At 35.8% G+C, this 19,389-nt stretch carries 10 protein-coding genes; all 10 read right to left on the bottom strand.

What is annotated here, in order from left to right; translation table 11 throughout:
• Positions 1 to 63: 63 nt before the first annotated feature.
• Complete coding sequence (locus NZ923_05415) at positions 64 to 2,757, bottom strand: TonB-dependent receptor (protein MCS7229457.1); 2,694 nt, start codon at positions 2,755 to 2,757, stop codon at positions 64 to 66.
• 155 nt (positions 2,758 to 2,912) lie between these two features.
• Positions 2,913 to 3,800, bottom strand: coding sequence for an alkaline phosphatase family protein (locus tag NZ923_05410; GenBank protein ID MCS7229456.1), 888 nt, complete (start codon positions 3,798 to 3,800; stop codon positions 2,913 to 2,915).
• Position 3,801: 1 nt separating this feature from the next.
• Positions 3,802 to 4,656, bottom strand: a complete 855-nt coding sequence (locus tag NZ923_05405; protein ID MCS7229455.1) for a DUF5683 domain-containing protein — start codon at positions 4,654 to 4,656, stop codon at positions 3,802 to 3,804.
• A 21-nt stretch (positions 4,657 to 4,677) separates the two neighbouring features.
• Positions 4,678 to 7,722 carry a BamA/TamA family outer membrane protein gene (locus tag NZ923_05400; GenBank protein MCS7229454.1) on the bottom strand — a complete coding sequence of 1,015 codons (3,045 nt, stop codon included), beginning with the start codon at positions 7,720 to 7,722 and terminating at the stop codon, positions 4,678 to 4,680.
• Between the two features lie 8 nt (positions 7,723 to 7,730).
• Positions 7,731 to 10,661 carry a hypothetical protein gene (locus NZ923_05395; GenBank protein MCS7229453.1) on the bottom strand — a complete coding sequence of 977 codons (2,931 nt, stop codon included), beginning with the start codon at positions 10,659 to 10,661 and terminating at the stop codon, positions 7,731 to 7,733.
• Positions 10,662 to 10,717: 56 nt separating this feature from the next.
• Positions 10,718 to 11,809 carry a type IX secretion system outer membrane channel protein PorV gene (gene porV / locus NZ923_05390; GenBank protein MCS7229452.1) on the bottom strand — a complete coding sequence of 364 codons (1,092 nt, stop codon included), beginning with the start codon at positions 11,807 to 11,809 and terminating at the stop codon, positions 10,718 to 10,720.
• A gap of 122 nt (positions 11,810 to 11,931) precedes the next feature.
• Positions 11,932 to 15,987 carry a type IX secretion system sortase PorU gene (porU, locus tag NZ923_05385; GenBank protein MCS7229451.1) on the bottom strand — a complete coding sequence of 1,352 codons (4,056 nt, stop codon included), beginning with the start codon at positions 15,985 to 15,987 and terminating at the stop codon, positions 11,932 to 11,934.
• Between the two features lie 230 nt (positions 15,988 to 16,217).
• Positions 16,218 to 17,339 carry an ABC transporter permease gene (locus tag NZ923_05380; protein ID MCS7229450.1) on the bottom strand — a complete coding sequence of 374 codons (1,122 nt, stop codon included), beginning with the start codon at positions 17,337 to 17,339 and terminating at the stop codon, positions 16,218 to 16,220.
• Complete coding sequence (locus tag NZ923_05375) at positions 17,339 to 18,475, bottom strand: ABC transporter permease (GenBank protein ID MCS7229449.1); 1,137 nt, start codon at positions 18,473 to 18,475, stop codon at positions 17,339 to 17,341. The genes NZ923_05380 and NZ923_05375 overlap by 1 nt, the downstream gene beginning before the upstream one ends.
• Positions 18,453 to 19,388, bottom strand: a complete 936-nt coding sequence (locus NZ923_05370) for an ABC transporter ATP-binding protein (protein MCS7229448.1) — start codon at positions 19,386 to 19,388, stop codon at positions 18,453 to 18,455. Before NZ923_05370 ends, NZ923_05375 begins: the two co-directional genes overlap by 23 nt.
• Position 19,389 lies beyond the last annotated feature (1 nt).

The raw sequence follows: 19,389 nt of genomic DNA, 5'->3' as shown, positions 1-19,389 counted from the left end.
CAATCTGTTAAAGCGTAACAACATATTTTGTTCTCTCCATTTTGTTTTTAATTTTTATTTTGCCTAAAACTTAACGTTCACGCCGAAAGAAATGCTTGCTACTGTTGTTATCTTTTGATTTATCTCCTTGCCTTGCTTCAATACGATCGGTGACGCAGTGATGTTTTTGCCACTTAAACTAAGGCTAATTATTCTATTCAGTCTATACCCAAATCTGAAATCAACTTGATGTCTTGCTATTTCAATTATATCTTCGGTATATTCAGTTGCTACATCGTGAATTCTCGGCCCAGTGAGATTATATGATATGCTTGCGCTAAATCTTGATTCTGGCTTTTCGTGCACCAAAAGCAAATTAACAAGGTACGGGGGCTGTCCCTGTAGGCTTCTACCCTTGCGCTCTACAGTTGTTTCAGTTTTTTCAACATCAACACTTGATTTAAGAACTGAAACATTACCAACAACCTTTAAAAATTTTAGATCTTTTATAAACTCAACTTCAAGGCCAGAGACCTTTGCGAATTTACCATTCATAAATGTTCTTAACTTCCCAAGCGCAACCCCTGTAATTATCACTTTCTCTATCGGCGACTTTATATGCTTATGAAAAACCCCAATGGATAACATGTCCTCACCCAAGCTGAAAATCTCTGCCCTCAAATCGTAGTTGAAAATCAACGCCCTTTGAATCTGTGGATTCCCTACGATTGTAGTTTGCGAATAGAAGTCATAATATGCAAACGGAGCAATTTCTCTTAACTCAGGTCTGTTAACAGTTTGACTATATGAAAGTTTAACATTTATCATATGCGTCGGAGAATACTTTAACTCAACTGATGGGAAGATCTCGTAATGTTTCCGAATTATTATCTCATCTTTAGTATTTGTAAAATCTCTCGTATAGATGTTTTGAGATGAATTTTCAACTCTAAGGCCAGATGCGAAGTTAAATCTTTGATTTCCGATTCTAAACGGTATTTCAGCAAGAAGGTAATATGCTAAAACCCTATCGTAAGCCTTATATCTATTTGTTCCCGAAACATATTCATCTAATGAAAAACCATCTCGTTTGAAGTTTTCAGGCAAGAATATGGAATCAGGTGGCAGATAATACATTTGATAATTCATAAACGGAGTCACTACAACTCCAATCAATCGGAATTTGAAATTACGCTTGGTCTCCCAGAAATTAACACCGCTTCTTAAATCTATACCCAAAATAGGAAATTTTACATCTGCTTTGACCTCATTCAAATTATCTTTAAGATATGAGTACAAAATCCCCCCATTTTTGAAACTGGCTTGCGGTCCAAGCAAAATAGAAAACCTTGAATTTGGATTATCAATATCTCGCTGATATACGAGGCGTCTTGAATCTGGTTCAGTGTTCAAGATGGATGATGTAGAACCTTGCCAATTAATTTTCACATCACCAAATAAATGTTCCCCATACAGTTGCCAAAAGTAAAGATTTCTTTGATTAAACTTTATTGACATTTGATTTTGTTCAGCCCATTGATCAGTGTACTGAAAACCTCTTAAATTTGCCGATTCATCTTCGTATATACCAACGATCATCCCTCTAAAACCTACGATCTGTTCAGAAAATTTCGTTTTCAAATCAAAATATCCCGTTAATTGAGATGCCCGCGAAATTCTATCTCCAGTATACTCAAATCGTTTTGAGCCATCCCATTCATACTCATAAACCTCAAGGTTTCTTTTAGATGATTCGCCGCTATATATAACTCCAAACGAATAACTTAATCCGCCAAACGGAATTTTCCCCATGCTTAAAAAGTTCATTCTGAAATTCGGGATATAATAAAATGTATTTCTGTTCCAGAGGTTCTTGATATCTTTCGCAAAGAGTATCCTTTGCTCGTGCGGTAATTTGCTTAAATCTTCAGGTAAACTTGAAGGAAGCCCCGTGGTTATATTTGAAGGTCCAAATGCATTCAATCTGTTCATCCCATAAACAAAGAACCTTCTGAAAGTAGCATCCGGAATTCCTGCAACTGACAAATTTAAAGAATTAGATAACGCTTCGGAAAATTCTATCGTTTTAATATCAACTATTCCACCTCCAAAGTTTCCTGGAAGCTCTGGTGAAAATGTTTTTATGACTTTAACTTCTTGAATTAAACCAGCTGGGATTAAATCAAATGTGAAAGCTTTTTGATCTGGTTCCGGGCTTGGTAAAAACGAACCATTAAGCGTAGCTAAATTATATCTTTCATAAACCCCCCGCACATTTACAAATTTCCCCTGCTTTACTGAAACCCCAACGATTTTATTCATGAGTTCAGATGAGGTTGAGGCAATTGTTAATTTAATTTGCTCATAACTTAATCCGTCAAATATCCCTCTGCTCAATTGCTTTGCTGCAACATAATTTTTCAAAGAAATCCCATTTTTTTCAACAGAGCCGCTAACTTCAACTTCGCCAAGCTTAACGACATCAGGTTTCATTCCGATGCTTAGCACTATTCCGCTCCTGTTAAGATCTATCAGTGTGTCAACAGATTTGTAACCAACATAGCTTATCTTTAAATTGAATTTTCCCCTGGTATTTAACCTGAGCGTAAACTCGCCATCAAAATTTGTTGTTGTTCCAGTATTCAATTCCTTCACAAATACATTTGCCCCAGCAAGCGGTTCATTCGTGTTTGAATCGTAAACTTTTCCGGAGATCTGATATTGACTTTGCAGGAGATTTATTAAAAGCAGGGAAAGAATTAATAACTTTTTAAGCATAATTTGCGCAAGCTCTTTATTTTAATGCTCACCCCCAAATTAAACGGCTAGTTTAAAGTAAAGATGAAATTAATGTTAAAAATTTGTAAATCTTTTTCCCTTGAAATTCACAATCAAAGCAAAAACTTAACAAAACTTTAACAATTCTAGCGGACCTAAAATCGGTCGGTGAGATATTTGATTATCGCAGGCGTTATATCAAGGAGTGATTTTATCTCGCTTGCGACCTTCTCTTTCCCCTTTCCCCAGATGATGGTTGGAACTTTGTTCAGCGTGTGGGTTTTAACGGAAAGATCCTCAATGTTTCCATGGTCGCTCGTCAATATCACAAGATGTTTGCACAGGTCAAGTGTTGTTAACAGCGAATCAAGAAATCGTTCAATTCTGCTGATATATTCCAAAGCAAGTTCAAAATCCTGATTATGTCCTGCTTCATCCGTGAATGGGAATTCATACATAACAAAATCATATTCGTCAATCAATCTTGCGATTATTTTTCCAGATTCTTCAGGAGTTATTATTTTAACATCCGGATAAAACTTTTTCATAAATTCCCCTGTTAAATCAGCTGGCACTGCTTTGCCTTCTTTTAATTCAATATCATACCATCTAAATGGAACTTGCGAAGCCAAGACAGCGTAAGTGGAAGCTGAAAGCTTTTCCCCACGAAGTTCAAAATAATGTCTTGAGTAAGCATTCGCAAATGTCACTCTTTTGCCAAGTTTCTTTAGCTTCAAAAATATACTTTCTGATAGAAGAATCTTTCTCAAAGTAGGCGTCGGAAAGCCGTTAATATGTCCTTGCATTATCTCGGACGCGTTTACACCAGTGAAAATTGTCGTCTGCCCAGTTGCACTCTGTGGATAGCCTGTGATGTTCATAGTTGCATCAGTTGGAACAATTATGCCGTCATATTCTGCTGTGTGATTATCTTCATTCGTAAACGCACGAAAGAATTTTGATCTAAATCTCGCAAACGGATTTTTCTCCGGATCGTTCTCACCTATGCCTATTCCATCAAAAAATAAAAGAGCAACAGACATTTTAAAACTCAAAACTTAATTTTAATTTTGCGATCAATCCGATATCCAAATTATACTCAAAACCTAAATTAGAGCTCAACTCACGATTTTTCAATATCGCTGTCATTGACGCATCAACTGCACTTAAAATATGATTCGCAACTATAACGAAAGCAGATATACTTGCAACTGAATAAAAATCATTTGCTTTTCCTCTTTCCCGTGAATAAAATTTAAACTTTGGAGTTGGTTTTAGTTCAGAAACATCTCTCGGTACGAAATTCCGATCAAAATCATTCCAGCCAGGTGAATATTGATGATATTTTCCAATCAATTCATAGTATTGTTGTTCGCCATAGGATGGAAGCGTATGTGAGAATCCACCTGCGCGAATGCTTATATATCTTTCTGCCTCGTTCAATCTTGACCAATCAACTCTTTGCCAAGGTTTTAAATTTTCATTTGGATTTATTGAAATCATCGGCGCATCTTGTCCACCATATCTTCTCATCCATTCGTTCATCCATAATGCATAATCAACCACGCTCCAATTTTCATCGGCGTATTGCCTATACCATCGCGTTTGCTCATCCCCTTTTTTCGTATAGTTGAAATAGACAACCCATAAAACTACCTCCGCGGTGAAAAATAAGGCTGATTTAAGATAACTTTTCGTGTAGAACTCTCCACTTCCTGGCACCAAAGCAGACATCAATCCCGCCTTCAGAGGTGAATATCTTTTTTGCTCCAATTTATCTTCGCCTTTGTATGAAAAAACAGAAAAATCAAGCCCAAGTTGACCAGTTGTAAGTTCTATTTCCTGCGAATACACAGCGCAAATGAAAATGATAAGCAAAAAAACTAACTTTTTAGCCATGCTCTAAACAATCTTTGATTTTTATTCAATTGAATCAAAATCAAAAACGACGCCAAAATAAAATCTAACCTCACGACCGAAATTATATTTAACCTTGCTTATGGTTTTATCAAACTTATCAAAACCATAAGCAACGCTTGCAAAAATTTTCATCGGGAAAAGATAAAAAGAGTTTCCATCAATTCTTAATTCAATTCCTGCGTCTCTTTTGAAATCCTTTAAGCGCGCTCTTTCATCCCAGGCATTTCCAAAATCAAAAAACACTCCAGCATAAACCCTTTGAAAACCGAAGTGTAAAATTTGATGTGAGAAATTATCAACGATCGGAAATCTGTAAACTAATTTTGCTGTGAAGATCTCATTCCCACCGAGAGAATAAAATGAATATCCACGCATCCCGATTAATCCACCACCATAAAAATTGAAAAACTCATTGACAGGTCTTCCTAAGATAGTTCCATATCTTACCACAAGACCTAATGTGTGATTCTTGAAAGGCAGGCTTAAATACTCATTCCAACCGACCTCAAATCTCAAAAAATTAAACCTCTTATAGACCGGGACGAGAATCCCGTCTTTAAATTCGTAAGTTCCATCAGGATTTAATTTGTTAAGTTCATAATTCAAACGCAGATTAATTTTTCTACCAACTGGATTTATATCTGCGTTGACCCGTGGCTTTATGCTTTTAAAGAGAAAATCCAAATAGAAAACGCGACCTATAAAATACACATCATCGGAGGACGGGACATGTGCTTTCGTCTCTGGTATGACGAAGCTTTTTATTTCAGCGGAATATCTTGAAAATGTGAATCCGCTTCGCAAGTTCAAAGACGGCAGAAAAATTTTCCAACTAAAAGAGAGATCAACTTCTGTTAAGTGATAAATTACATCAACTGGAATTAAATTCAGCCCAAGTTCAAGGATAAATTTCGTTCTTCTCGTCACATTATATGCTTCAACAGAAAATTTAGGTTTAAGTCCAAGTTGATAAAGAATTGGAAATTTATCGTTAAACTCAAGCTGCAAAAACAAATCACGCTCAAGTTTTCTATTCACAAGTGCACCTGCGAAGAAACTATACTTACCAACCACATCAGTTGAATATGTGTAAAGCCCAAATTTCAAATGATCTATCCCCTTTTCATGCCGGTTGTAGTTATCAAACCGAAAAACAGGATAAAATGAAAGTGAAGTGTAAACATTTTTATATTCTTTGATCTCAAACTCTGGCAGAATCGTATCATCATATTCATTTGAATTTGAAATTTGTGAAATTTCCCCAAGATTATTTTCGTAGGCGAGCAAATTTACATCTTTCAGAGGTTTAATTCTCTCTATCTTTTGAAAATACGCAATTTTAAAGCCATCCGAAGTGTAAATTGAATAGACCAATTTGCCATCTCTTACGCTCGGCATGAAAGCCCCACCGATGACATTCGTAACTTGATAAGTTTCCCCAGTTAAAACATCAAATTCATAAATGTTAAAAATACCGCTTCTATCGGAAGAAAAGTAAATTTTCATCCCATTTTCAGAAAAAGTTGGATTTCTCTCATCACTTCTCGTTGCGATAATTGGTTTAAACTCAAGCGTTTCAATGTCAATAATACCGATGTCGCGATTGTTTTTAAGTGAGTAGTCAAATAAAATTTTCTTTCCATCTGGAGAAAAACAGAGGTTATAGATCTGTTCTCCGTTTTTAAATTCAGTTAACATTTTCACCTTTGCTGGTTCATCAATCTTTGCGATCCCTATGTTCGCAGTTCCATCCGAATAGAGAACAAATGCGATCGTTCTTCCATCCGGTGAAACAGCAGGATTATTTGCTCTAAATCCGTATGTTAACCTTTTTTCTTTTTTTAGCTCAAAGTCGTAAACAAAAATATCATACAAACTTCGCCAATTTTTATTTCTTCTCGTCTTTTTTGAATAAAAAATCTTCTTACCATCCGAAGACCAAGCGATGGATGATGAAACCCCGCTGATAAGCTTCTCCTCTTTTCCGGTTTCAAGATTATAAATGTAAATTGCGGAAGGAGAAAAATAGTCACTTCCCTTATTTGAAACATACGCCACGATTTTACCACTGGCAGAGAACTTAGGATAAAAATTAGCAAAACCCTCGCTTATGATAATTCTTCCTTCAACTTTTTCCCCAATTGCTTCAATCTGATTTCTATATTTTTCCTTGATATGTTCCTTCCAAAGGTTATAAAGTTCAACACCGTCTATCCCAAGCGATTTCTTCACAGCTTGATCAATAGTCAAGCGAAGTGGAGATTTCAAGTTCGTTGAGATCTCTTTAAGTTTATCAACGCCGTAATTTTTAGCGATGAATTCAACCAAGGAAAAGCCCGAATTATAGACCGATTCATTTCCCAAGCTTGTCTTTCCAAAATAATTTAAATCATCCCAGGATAAAAGTTTATTATCAACAACTTGCATTCTCAAGATCATATCTCTATGCGTATCCCAGTAGTCATAATTTAAGTCGGGATGATTAAATTGAGCAGTTCCTTCAGCAAACCATGCAGGGACATTTATCCCAGCAATCGGATGAGATACAATTACATTTGGGAAACCATAAAGCACATCAGGTCTATTTTCCTTTTCATAGCCAAGCCATTGAAAGTAAACCGCTGGAATTCTTCTGCCAAACTTCATCGCAACTTGCATTTGAATGTTGTGAGTGAACTCATGAGTGACAACATCCCTTAACCAGTTATGTACACCCCGAAGCTCAAAGTCAAGAGCACTTGCCCATATTTCAATTCTATTGTCATAAAAATAAGTCACGCCGTTTGAGAAATCGTCATAGTCCTTTATGATTATGTTAACTTTTTGATCTGGCTTATGCTCATAGAGTGAGGTTATCGGTTCATATATTTCTTCAGCAATTTTTGCAACGACTTTAGCGGTTCTCTCCGCTCCTTTATGAAAATGAATTAGAAAATGTTCTGTTTCAATAGTGTACCATTCAAGTTCAGGATGAATGTATTCCTCATCTTGCGCAAATGAAGAGATAGTGATAAAACAAAATAACAACAGTAAATTTATCTTCACAAAAAATTTCATCTCACCACTGCAATTTTTATTATTTTTACCTCGCTTCTTCCATCGGCGATTGCTTCAACTCTTGCATAGTAAATGCCCGGCTGAACATTTTTTACACTCCACTTTATGTCTGATTCAAAGTTTGCGCTTACGCTCGTGTTGATCTCATCAACTTTAAAACCAGCGACATCAAAAATCTTGATGTTTACTCTTGCGTCCCTAAATGTTTTAACACGAATATGAGTGAAATCATCATAAACTGGGTTCGGCCAGTTGTAAACTACTTTATCATCAAGAATTTTCATAGAAGGAAATGAAGTTAACTCAAAAGACTTTGAAGAATAGTTTGAATGTTTTTCGTCGCGCAAATAGCTTGACCACAAGATGTTGACTGAATATGTATTAGGCTTCACAATCCACGCATAAAGATATCCATCTATACTTGGGGCAAGTAAATAAACTATGTTGCTTTCATAATAAACTGCCGGGGATGAAAGACACGAATTACTTATAGAAATTGGAAACATAGAAACTACCTTGCCATATACATCAAAAGCATAAATCAATCCCACATCGGTTCCAACGATTATCTCTGGTAAAGTATCACCAACGAAATTAACAATAACAGGAGATGATAAACTGCTTACATTTTTAACCTCTATCGGAAAGTTTACAAGCGTTGATCCAAAGTGATTAAAAGCCCAAATTTTATTTCCAGAAGTTATAACAATATCAGGAAAACCATCAAGATTTAGATCGGCGATCGCTGGGCTACTGTAAGTTCTTGGCAAAGGATGAACTTTCGCTTGTCTAACTTCACCGGTCACCGTATTAAGTATGATTACATCTCCGCTTTCAGAAAAACCTACGACTATTTCAATCAGACCATTTCTTTTCAGATCAATTCCAGCAGAAGAGATAAAATTAACATTGAAGTTCCATTCGTTCATTTCCGTCTTTATTTTCCGTTTTGAAACCGCAACCCACATTGAATCGCTTACAATTAAAGAAACGATCAGATCATCCGCTATTTTTATTTTCTTATTTAATGTCCCATTTTTGTTTAAAATGACAAGATTTCCACTGCTATCACCAAAAGCTATTTTATTTTGAAAAATCGCAGGTGGCGTTGAAATTGAAACCTCGTTGCTAAAGCTCCACACGACATCAGCGAAACCGTCAAAATTAAAATCATTTGTCCTGAGAGCATAAACTCTTCTACCATCAATTCCTATCACATCCCCAATTCCATCACCCTCAACATCAAACACAGCACAAGCGAAATCGCTTTTAATGTTTGAGTAATATCCACTTTCGTTTAATGTTAAAGATGCCCCATTAAAATTGAAAGCAAAAATTCCAGATGCTGAGTTTAAAATTATCTCACTTTGAGAATCGTTAGCTATGTTTGCAATTGTAATAAAAGATCTTTCCGATAATCCAGGTGCTCGTTTTGGAAAGGTTGAAGTTGAAAGAATTAGTGAATCAGATATCCCAAGTTTAAATGTCATTAGAGGTGATGGCAAGCTGAAATCGTAAATTTTAAAATTGAAGTTTGATAAATTGTTGGTTGGATTCCAAGGGTATGCGCTTATGGAAAATTCGTTTCTATAAGTAGGTGCCGAATTTCCACGGAACCACATATCAAATTCCCAGCCGATCTCATCGCCAAAAATCACCTGTGGTCCATCTGCTTCAACGAGCTTCACGCCAAGCCGTTTCACATCATTATTGATTGAATTTGTTTTCAAATTTTCATCAATCACATTTTCGTCAATATACCAGATTAAAATTCCCGAACCAGGCAAAGCCCAATCTGGCTCGTCAACATCAATCAAAACACCGTAGACAGAATCAACATCAAAATAATTAAATCCAGTTTGATCTCTTGTAAAGATCCTTTCAATTATTTTTTCTCCCGTTGAATCACGCCAATAAAATTTCAATCTGACACCGTCGTTAAAAACATCACGATTTCGGTTCTCAATTAGAAAATATTCTTTTGCGTTGATCGGTATTTTGTAAATTGCATTGTTCCGGTTGAATTGAAAAGCCGAAACAGAAATAGTTGTGTCTTTAAAGTTCTTTACTTCAACAGGTTGACATATTCCAAGTTTTATTTTTTCCCACGCTGATGGTTCTGGTGGCAAGAGCCCACGATATGAGAAAATTCCTGGTCCATCCATCAACCCAAATCTTCCAATTCTTGACCTTCCAGTTTTCGTATCAAATAGATCTGGCAATCCAAGAAAGCTAGCAAAGTTTGAAACAAGCAAGCCATTTAGCCCAATTTGAAGTAATCTTTCGCCAGTTATGCTTTGAATGTATCTTGATTCCGTTTCGGGGAGAATAATTGAATTTTTCACTTCAAAACCTTCTGTTATCCCTCTTTTTCTCAAGAACGCAGTTATTGAATCTTGATTTACAAATAGCGAAGGTATATCAAATGGCGTTGGATTATAACCGTACTCTGCAGATAAATTTATGTCTCTTCCAACACCAGCGTGAAAAATGATATAACAATCATACGAAGAAAGTGGATATCTCGTCCTGACTTGAGAATCTTTAACAATTTTCCATGTGTCATAAACAAGCATTAAAATTCGTTCAAGCCCCGAATCTTGTGGCGGTGAGTAATGTCGCATTTGCTTTGGCAAAGTGATAACTGAATCAATGATTTCGTATTCAATGTTTATAGAAAACTTTGAAAAATAGTTTTTTAAAAACTGGAGATGAGCCGTGAAATACTTCTTATCGTGAGGTGGAGGATCTATGATCTTGCGCGAGGGGAAGCTTAAATTAAATTTTCCATTTCCACTTGTCAAAGGATCGTTATCTTCCTGAAACTCCACCATCACCGCAAGAACCCTATAACTTCGCTGTGCTTGTGAAAATAGAAAAGTAGACCCCAAGATCAAAGTAATTAAAAATATAAAGATTATCCTCATTTCGCAGAAGAAAATTATTTTAAAAAAAAGGGCGAGTTACCTCGCCCTTTTTAGGACTATTCTTTACTACCGAAGTTTAGTGAAATCGTGAAACGAAGAGTATTGGCAAGTGGATGATTTTCTTCAAAGGTTGAAATGTAGCTAAAATCAACCCCCACAATGCTGTATCTTACTCCAGCTCCAAAAGTTGCAAATCTTCTTCCTCCAGCGCGTGGAGATTCATAGAAATATCCAGCTCTTAGAGCGATAAGCCTTGGGCTTCCATACCAGTATTCAACCCCAGTTCCTATTGTTACTTTCCTCAAACTCGCATGCTCACCCCAAGCAGTGATCAAGGATTTGGGCAAAGGATCTGGCTTCCTATTTTCCCCAGGATATCTTCTAACGAGGACTCTTCCAAAATCAACAGTTGCGGTTAAATTATTATACTTTGTTTGAATTATATCAAAAGCGAAACCAACTCTTAAATGTGTGGGCAATGGATCTGCTTGTTCTCTATCAATGTAATGTATCATGGGTCCAAGATTTGAAAGATTAAACCCAGCGCTTACCCTTCTACCGAAGATATACTCTCTAAAAAGAAATCCTATATCAAAGCTAACACCATTAGCAACTCCTCTACCTTGCTCTTCTGCAGTTCCGAATGGAGCAAGCTGGCTATGGATATATCTTAAATTTAAACCAAACCCTAAAGATTGTGTTAATTTCATCGCGTATGCAAGAGTGACTGCATATTCAAAAGCTTTAAAAGTCCCAAGATAGGTGTTGTTTTCGTCTCTTCTCTCAAAAGATCCAAGATTAAAGAAAGTTATGTTTGCTCCAATTGTAGCGTCAATGACGCTAAGATAATGTTTTGCACTTAAATATTCGTAGGAAAGATCTGAACTAAATTGAGGAAGCCATTTTGCGTGTGTGAAAGTTATTTCAGTCCCTCTCTGAAATGCCAAGCCAGCTGGATTCCAAAAAATTGCATTCGCATTATCCGCAAGCGCAACGCCTGTCTCACCCATAGCACCGGCACGCGAATCGGGAGCAATCAAGAGAAATGGAACTGCTGCATCCCCACCTTGCGCATAAACCAAACTATGAAATGATGCAAAGACCAACAGGATGCTCAATCCAAGGATAGCGCCTTTTTTAAACAACATAATTTTTTACCTCCTGAGTTTTGGTTTTTACAAACGATCTCAAAGCGGTAACTATTTGATCGCTTGTCGTCGTCCTTTTGTTTTTGTTTTTTAAATATAAAAAATTTTTACGAAAAACAAATTTATCTCATCACAACGATCTTTCCGAGTGATTCAGCTTTTTTCCCATCAAAAGTTTTAACAATCAATTTATAAATATAAACTCCGTTCGCTATCTCATCGCCATCTATATCCCTGCCATCCCACTCAATTGCAATGAAATTCCCAGTTAAACCATATCTTTCAATTTTACTTATCAATTTCCCCGCCAAAGTATAAATTTTTATCTCAACATCAACAGGTGTATCTTCAGAAGTTGCAACCTTTTGAAATGTGAAATAAGTTTTATCTTTCAAAGGATTCGGATAATTGAAAACATTGTATATTGCAAACTCATCAGATTCAGCGACTTTAAATTCCACCTCCTTTACAGATGAATTATTGAAAACATCCCACGCTCTAACTTTTAGCGTATGTTTTCCGGGCGATAACCTTGGAAGTTTGTAAACGATCTCACCTCTTCTATAATCATCAAGCTTCGTTTTATATAATTCAGAAAGATCAATTCCTGTTTGATCATCATCAATAAATGCCTCAATTCTGTGTCCAATCGCAGATGTTGACACATTAACACCGCTCTCATCAAATATCTCAACTATCAATGTAGGCTCATTTGAAACAATATCACCTGATTTAAATCCAGTGTTATTAAGATAGATATCAATTTCAGGCCCTTTGAAATCAGCGACGAAGCTTGAATCAATACCATTGACTATTATGTTTGTCGTGAAACCAACCCCATCTATTTGGTTTCCGTAAAAATAAGCAATTGCCTTAGCTTTTTCGTTTGAAAAAGATATATCCTTTGGAAGAACAAACGAACCATTAAATTTTCCATTTCTCAACGAATACTCGCCCTTGAAAAGCAAGTTTCCTTGATCAACAAAACTAAAGTTCATACCAATCTCATCTACATAGTTTAAATTCCTTTGAGCATCAAATAAGATAAATTCAACCTTGCCCGATAAATTCAAATCAGTCCCTGCATTTTTACTTACTTTTCCAGAGAAATTCGCTTTTCCAAGTGCTTTAAGTTGAACAATATGATCTGTCTTAAGTCCATTTATGGTATCAATTGACGCTGAATATCTTGGTATGACGAGGCGTATCGCCGGATCTGCAAACAAGATAAATTTTCTATCATTCAATTGAGCATAGTACTGCTTAACTCTAAACATTGCTTCACCGATGCGCGATGTTTTAAATTCATCACTCCATTTGAACAACTCTTCAAAAAACTTGTAATTAAAAGCTGCATTTTCATTTGAATAGACCAACCTTGCCGACGATAGAACACCGATAGCGCCCCCATTTTTAAGTGTCATTAGAATCTCGCTCGAGCTTTGCGATTTTGGATTGTCAAAACGACCGAAGTCACAGGTAGCTGCTATTATGAAAGGCAACCTTTTACCATTTTTGAGGTTTTGGATAGTATAACCGATTTCAAAAACTCTCTCATGAGCCCAAACATATGGATTCCCATGCCCTATCCAATTTACAATAGCGACACCACGATTTATAAAATCAACAAGTGCTTGCGATGATTCTGGTTTTCGCCTTCCAACTGAAGTATAAACCGTTGGATAAGCAACTAAATAAAGTTTCCGCTTGTTGATGAAATCGGGAGTATAATAATTAGCAAGCACTTCAGATTGAATAGTATGAATTAATCCATCCGTCATTCCTCCAGCGACTAAACCGTCATCCGCAACAAATAAAGTTGTATTCCTCCACAATCCGAAATCATTACTGGTTTCATACTGAATTATTTTATTCACAACGGTTTCAGCTTCATCTAATGTTTGGACGGGCAAACGACCTATCGCCATATCTATATAAACATCTGGAGTTAAAAGAACGAAGAAATCATCTGAAGTATAAGTTAAAATCTGTTGCAATCCCTCTTTACTTTCATAAGCTGGAATCCAATTTTTGTCAGCAACTTCAACATTTCTGTAATCATAATCACCATCGCCAAACAACAAAACATAAAAAGGTTTTCTGTTCCATCTATCAAAAGCGTATTTTAAAAAATCCCTTATGGCAACTGGATCTAAAATTCCGCACGAAAACTCATTGTAAATGTTCTCAACATCTATCACAAGCGTTTTCAAAGAGTCCTTTCTCTCTCTAAAGTTGGCTAACCTTCTTGCTTGTTCAATGAAATCAGAATGGGAAATCACGACCCAATCAGCACCTTCAATTTCCCCGCGCAAATTCGTGTTTTTAACCTTCTCAATCCTTGAAACTTTTTTATATCCATTAGTTCCAACCCCTATAAATCGTTTAATTTCGCCCCTTCGCTGTGAAACCTGAAAAACGAACTCACCTGCGTTGATATTCCCTGAAATCATCTTAACATTTGAAAAATCAGTGACATCAAAGAAACTTATATCGTTTGATGAAAAACCTGAAATTTTATATTCCACAACTGCGGTTGTGTCGTAAGAATAAAAAGCGATATAATCATTCACCGCTCTGAACCTTCTTGGATAAATTATCTCAAACCAATCAACATAACCAGCCACAGCTTCACCGATCCAATTGAAATAAAATTTCAAGTTGCTTCGTGAATCTCTAAGATCTCCATTGTAAATGAACTTCCTTGGACCTGATTTAACAGCATAAAAATCAAGCAGTGAAGATATTCCAGATAAAACAACAGTTCCAAGTTCAATAACACCAAGATCGGTGTCCCCCTCTCTCACGACAAACCAATTTCGCGAAGCTGATCTGGAAGCAACCTGCACTCTATACTGAATTGGCTTACCTAACACAAGTTCATCAAGCCTCGCCGTGTAACTTACCATATTGAATCCTGATTTCGCTTCAACAGAAGACATGAACCAATCACGACCCGATTCAGTTAAATTAATTTTGAAATCATCCCTAAAATAGAGTCCTATTGTGTGTTCAGGTCTAAATGGAGAAGCGACATTTAAACTTTGAATGATCTCAATTCGTTTACCTCTCGTCCCTCCGAATGTTAAGAAATAAAAATTGACATCAGAGTAATCGTGAGTGTAATGTGAAAATTCTCTACTTACCGGATCGTAATTCCAACCGCTTGTGCCTCTGCCGTAGAAAATTATATAATCCCCTTGATCAAACTTACCATCGTCTTGACCATAAACGAAAATAGCGTTTTCAATTAAACCAGTTGGTCTTGGACTTTGAACATTTTCAGGTAGTTGGAAACCACCATTGTTGAAAATTTTTATTGTCCTCGGATCAATGTTGTCAGGATTTATGCCTGCATTTCTAAGATCAGCGTAGGTTATTCTATAGATTCCCTCTTCCGTTACGGGAATCTTATACCAATCACCTGTTGCAAGTTGACTTGCACTTGGCTTTGAAAGAGTTAAACTTTGTATTTTCCAGAACTTCGCTATCTCATGGTTAACAAAGCTTTGAGCAACCTTTAAATCAAATTTATCAGGATTTGCAAATGAATTTACACTTTGAGCGTATTTTAACACAAGCTTTATCTTGGTATAAACTCTAACCCTTCCAAGTGCAGGATTATATTGTAACGGATAAACTTTGATGTTTGAGACGATGTAATTTCTCGCTCTACCAATATCCCCGAGCTCAACAATTTTTTCCGGAATATAAACGCTCTTATTGTAAGTGTCGCTGAAAACAAACACTTTTACATACGAAATTGAATCCTCAACTCCAGCAAATTTCTCATGAATTAAATTAGGGAATGGTTTTAACTTTACATTTTCATACTCCACATAAGAGGTCTCAATTATATCAATCAAATTTCCCTCTTCAGATTTTAAGGCGATCGGGAAAAGTCTTACAGAAAGCTGAGGTTCACCCGGCTTGGGATTTTCAAAACTCGCGTTCAAGAACAAAAATGAAACAAGTTGCTGGTTATCGTGTATTGCGGTGTCTATTCTAAAAAGATATGGATTGTATTCAATGACAATTTCTTCGCTGTTTTGTGATAAGATTTTGAAATCGGAAATGCCTTGGGATAAGGAAATTTGAGCAGATAAAATTAAACAGAGAAAAAACAAAAAAGGACAGTTGCCAAGCGAACTTACGTTAAAGGCTATCTTGTTTCGCATATCGTGTTCATTCGTTTTTTGCTTTGAAGTTAAGGCATATTAGTCAAAGAATAAAAACCTTTAACGAAGTCGCAATGGCAACTGTCCTTAATTTTGAATTCTACCACAATATAATCAATTCAAAAATCAAAGTCAAGCTTTCCAACAAATGGACCCTTTTACTCTTTCAAAGTAGTAATCACAGACGAAATTTAGAATATGAGTTTCTATAAAATCTTTTTTCGGTAGTTTTAACCGATATACTTTCTGAATCTAAAAACGCTGAAACCAAATATAACAACTCCAAAACAAAGGATGGCTAAAATATGCGGATACAAAATCTCAATCCCAGCCCCCTTTAGAAAAATTCCACGAAGAATAACAAGAAAATATTTCAACGGTATAAAATTTGTGAGAAACCTTATCACAGCTGGCATACTTTCCACAGGGAAAACAAAGCCAGATAAAACTATATTTGGCATAGCAAAGAAATAAGCGGTCATCAACGCTTGTTGCTGAGTCCGAGATATCACCGATGAAAAAATACCAAGTCCAAGTGTTGTTAGAAGAAATACAAAAGTTGATAAAAAAAGCAAAAAAATATCACCTCTTAATGGAACGCGAAACCAAAACTTTCCAACAAGTGTAACTATAACAGCATCAAATAAACCTATTATAACAAAAGGTAAAATTTTCCCAAGCAAAAGCTCATAAGGCTCAACAGGCGTAACAAGCAAAAGTTCAATTGTGCCTTGCTCTTTTTCTTTTACAATTGACAGGGATGTGACTATTAATGTCACAGTTATAAGTATCATTCCTATTAGACCAGGGATCATAAAAGATGTTGATCTCATATCGGGATTAAACCATACTCTTATCTCAGGCTCACACACTGGAATGTATTTAACTCCCATGCTTGAAATTTTATCTCTAACGATGCTCATGGATTTATCTATTACAAAACTTGACACAAAGCCCATTGCGATTGTTGCAGAGTTTGCGTTCGTGCCGTCAATTATAATTGGAAGTTCAACTTTTTCTCCCCTTATAATTTTCTCTTCAAAACCTTCTTTGAAAATTATAATCATGTTTGCTTTCCCCCTCTTAAGAACCTCATCTAATTCTTCCAATCTTTCAAGATACATTATGACTTCAAATGTCTCTGTTAAATCAAGTGCATCTGTTATCCTTCGGGTTAACACACTTTTATCTTCATCAAAAATCGCAATCGGCATATTTTTGACCTCAAATGTCACTGCATATCCAAGAACAAAAAGCTGTATTACTGGGGCGATTACCAATATTCCCATAAAAAGGCGATTTCTTCGTATCTGCGATATTTCCTTTTTTAATATAACGAAAATTCTATGCACTAGACTTCTCGCATTAATTTTTTTAATCTTGCCGTTCCACCTACAAATGTTAAGAACATAAAAAGACATAAAATCAAAATTCCATCATAGTGCTCCGCGAATCCATTTCCCTTTAAAATAATACCGCGAATTACCTCAAGATAATATCTTGCAGGTATAAGGTGGGAAATAAACTGCAACACCAAAGGCATATTTTTTACCGGAAAAACGAAATCAGAAAGAATAAATGTTGGAACAAGCGTTGATATAAACCCCAAGGCAATAGTTGATTGTTGAGTTTTAGCAACAGTTGAAATTATTAATCCAAGATTCAAGCCACAAAAAATAAAAACAATTGTGACCAAAAAGAATAAAAATAAATTTCCCTTCACCTCCAAATCAAATAGAAAAATACCCGCAATCAAAATTAAAATTGAATCAATAAAAGCAAGCGCTGCATACGGTATAATTTTCCCTGTAATTATAAAAAGCGGGTTTAAAGGAGTTGATATTAATTTTTCAAAAGAACCCAGCTCTCTTTCGCGAGATATTGAAAAGGAAGTCATCAGCACTGTCATTATTATCATTATTAATCCGATTAAACCTGGAACAAAAAAATTTGCGCTTTTAAGTTCTTGATTGAACCAAATGCGTTGCTTCAAATCAACCTCTGGCAATGTTTTCCCTGTCTTTTTAAAAATAAAATTCATCATTATTTCGTTTGAAAAACCACTAACTATTTGTTGAACATAACCTAAAACAACACTTGCGATATTTGCATCACTACCGTCAATTATGATTTGAACTTTTACAGGTCTGCCAGAAGTGATATTTTTAGAAAAATTAAAAGGTATCACAAGCCCGACCTTCACTTCTCCAGATACCAAAAGATCATCAATTTTATTAATACTCTCAACTTCACCATACAAATTGAAAAATCCTGAAGCTGTAAATTTTTCAATAAATTTTCTGCTCAATTGAGTTCTATCAAGATCACAAACGATAAGATTGACATTTCTTACATCCATTACAACCCCATAACCAAAGACGATGAGAAGAAACAGAGGGATAAAAATGATTATTATAATACTCCTCGGGTCGCGACTCAACTGAATAAATTCTTTCAAAATTATATTAAGGAGAGCTTCGCTCTCCATTTTTGGTAAGCGCAATAAAGACATCTTCAATTGACGGTGAAATTTTTTCAATCTTTTCAATCGTCACATTTTTTCTTCTCAAAAAATTTTCAATTTCAGAGATCTTAGCCTCCGCATCTTGAACTACGACATGGATTGAATCACCAAAAATACCTATATCTTCAACGAAATCAAGTGATGAAAGAACCTTATAACATATCATCAAATCTTGGGGAATTATCCTGATAACTTCTCCTCGCATATACTTCTGTTTTATCTCGCTTGGAGAATCAATAGCAAGAATTGTTCCGTGAGATATAAAACCAATTCTATTACATCTTTCTGCTTCATCCATATAATGTGTTGTAACAAGAACTGTTTTACCCCTTGCGGAAAGGTTATATACCAAATCCCAAAATTGTCTTCTTGAAATTGGGTCAACACCCGATGTGGGCTCATCAAGAAAGACAATTCTTGGCTCATGAACTATTGCTGTTGCAAACGATAATCTTTGTCTCAATCCTCCAGAAAGGTGCATCGCAAGTGCATTTCTATATTTTTGAAATGAAAGCTGTTCAATTATTTCTTCAGTTCTTTGTTTTGCAAGCTTTCTGTCATTTAGATAAATCCCAGCATAAAAACTTATATTCTCCTCAACAGTCAAGTCATCGTAAAGTCCAAACCTTTGGGACATATATCCGATTATTTTCTTAATTTTCTCAGGTTCATTTTTTATTGAATAACCTCCGACAATCGCATCTCCTGATGTGGGACGAAGCAAACCACAAAGCAAGCGAACAAGTGTTGATTTCCCAGCACCATTTGGACCGAGAAGGCCAAAAATTTCACCTTGCTCAATCTTAAGATTTACAGAATTAACAGCAACAAGATCGCCAAACTTCTTTGTTAAATTAAATGTTTCAATTTCAAACATA

The organism is Candidatus Kryptonium sp. (assembly GCA_025060635.1).
Taxonomy (GTDB): Bacteria; Bacteroidota; Ignavibacteria; order Kryptoniales; family Kryptoniaceae; genus Kryptonium.
This window is presented reverse-complemented; position numbering and strand designations above follow the sequence as displayed.

Excerpts from the sequence above, each read along its gene's own strand:
- NZ923_05415 (MCS7229457.1), bottom strand. The coding sequence starts at position 2,757 with ATGCTTAAAAAGTTATTAATTCTTTCCCTGCTTTTAATAAATCTCCTG.
- NZ923_05410 (MCS7229456.1), bottom strand. The coding sequence starts at position 3,800 with ATGTCTGTTGCTCTTTTATTTTTTGATGGAATAGGCATAGGTGAGAAC.
- NZ923_05405 (MCS7229455.1), bottom strand. The coding sequence starts at position 4,656 with ATGGCTAAAAAGTTAGTTTTTTTGCTTATCATTTTCATTTGCGCTGTG.
- NZ923_05395 (MCS7229453.1), bottom strand. The coding sequence starts at position 10,661 with ATGAGGATAATCTTTATATTTTTAATTACTTTGATCTTGGGGTCTACT.
- porV (MCS7229452.1), bottom strand. The coding sequence starts at position 11,809 with ATGTTGTTTAAAAAAGGCGCTATCCTTGGATTGAGCATCCTGTTGGTC.
- porU (MCS7229451.1), bottom strand. The coding sequence starts at position 15,987 with ATGCGAAACAAGATAGCCTTTAACGTAAGTTCGCTTGGCAACTGTCCT.
- NZ923_05375 (MCS7229449.1), bottom strand. The coding sequence starts at position 18,475 with ATGGAGAGCGAAGCTCTCCTTAATATAATTTTGAAAGAATTTATTCAG.
- NZ923_05370 (MCS7229448.1), bottom strand. The coding sequence starts at position 19,388 with ATGTTTGAAATTGAAACATTTAATTTAACAAAGAAGTTTGGCGATCTT.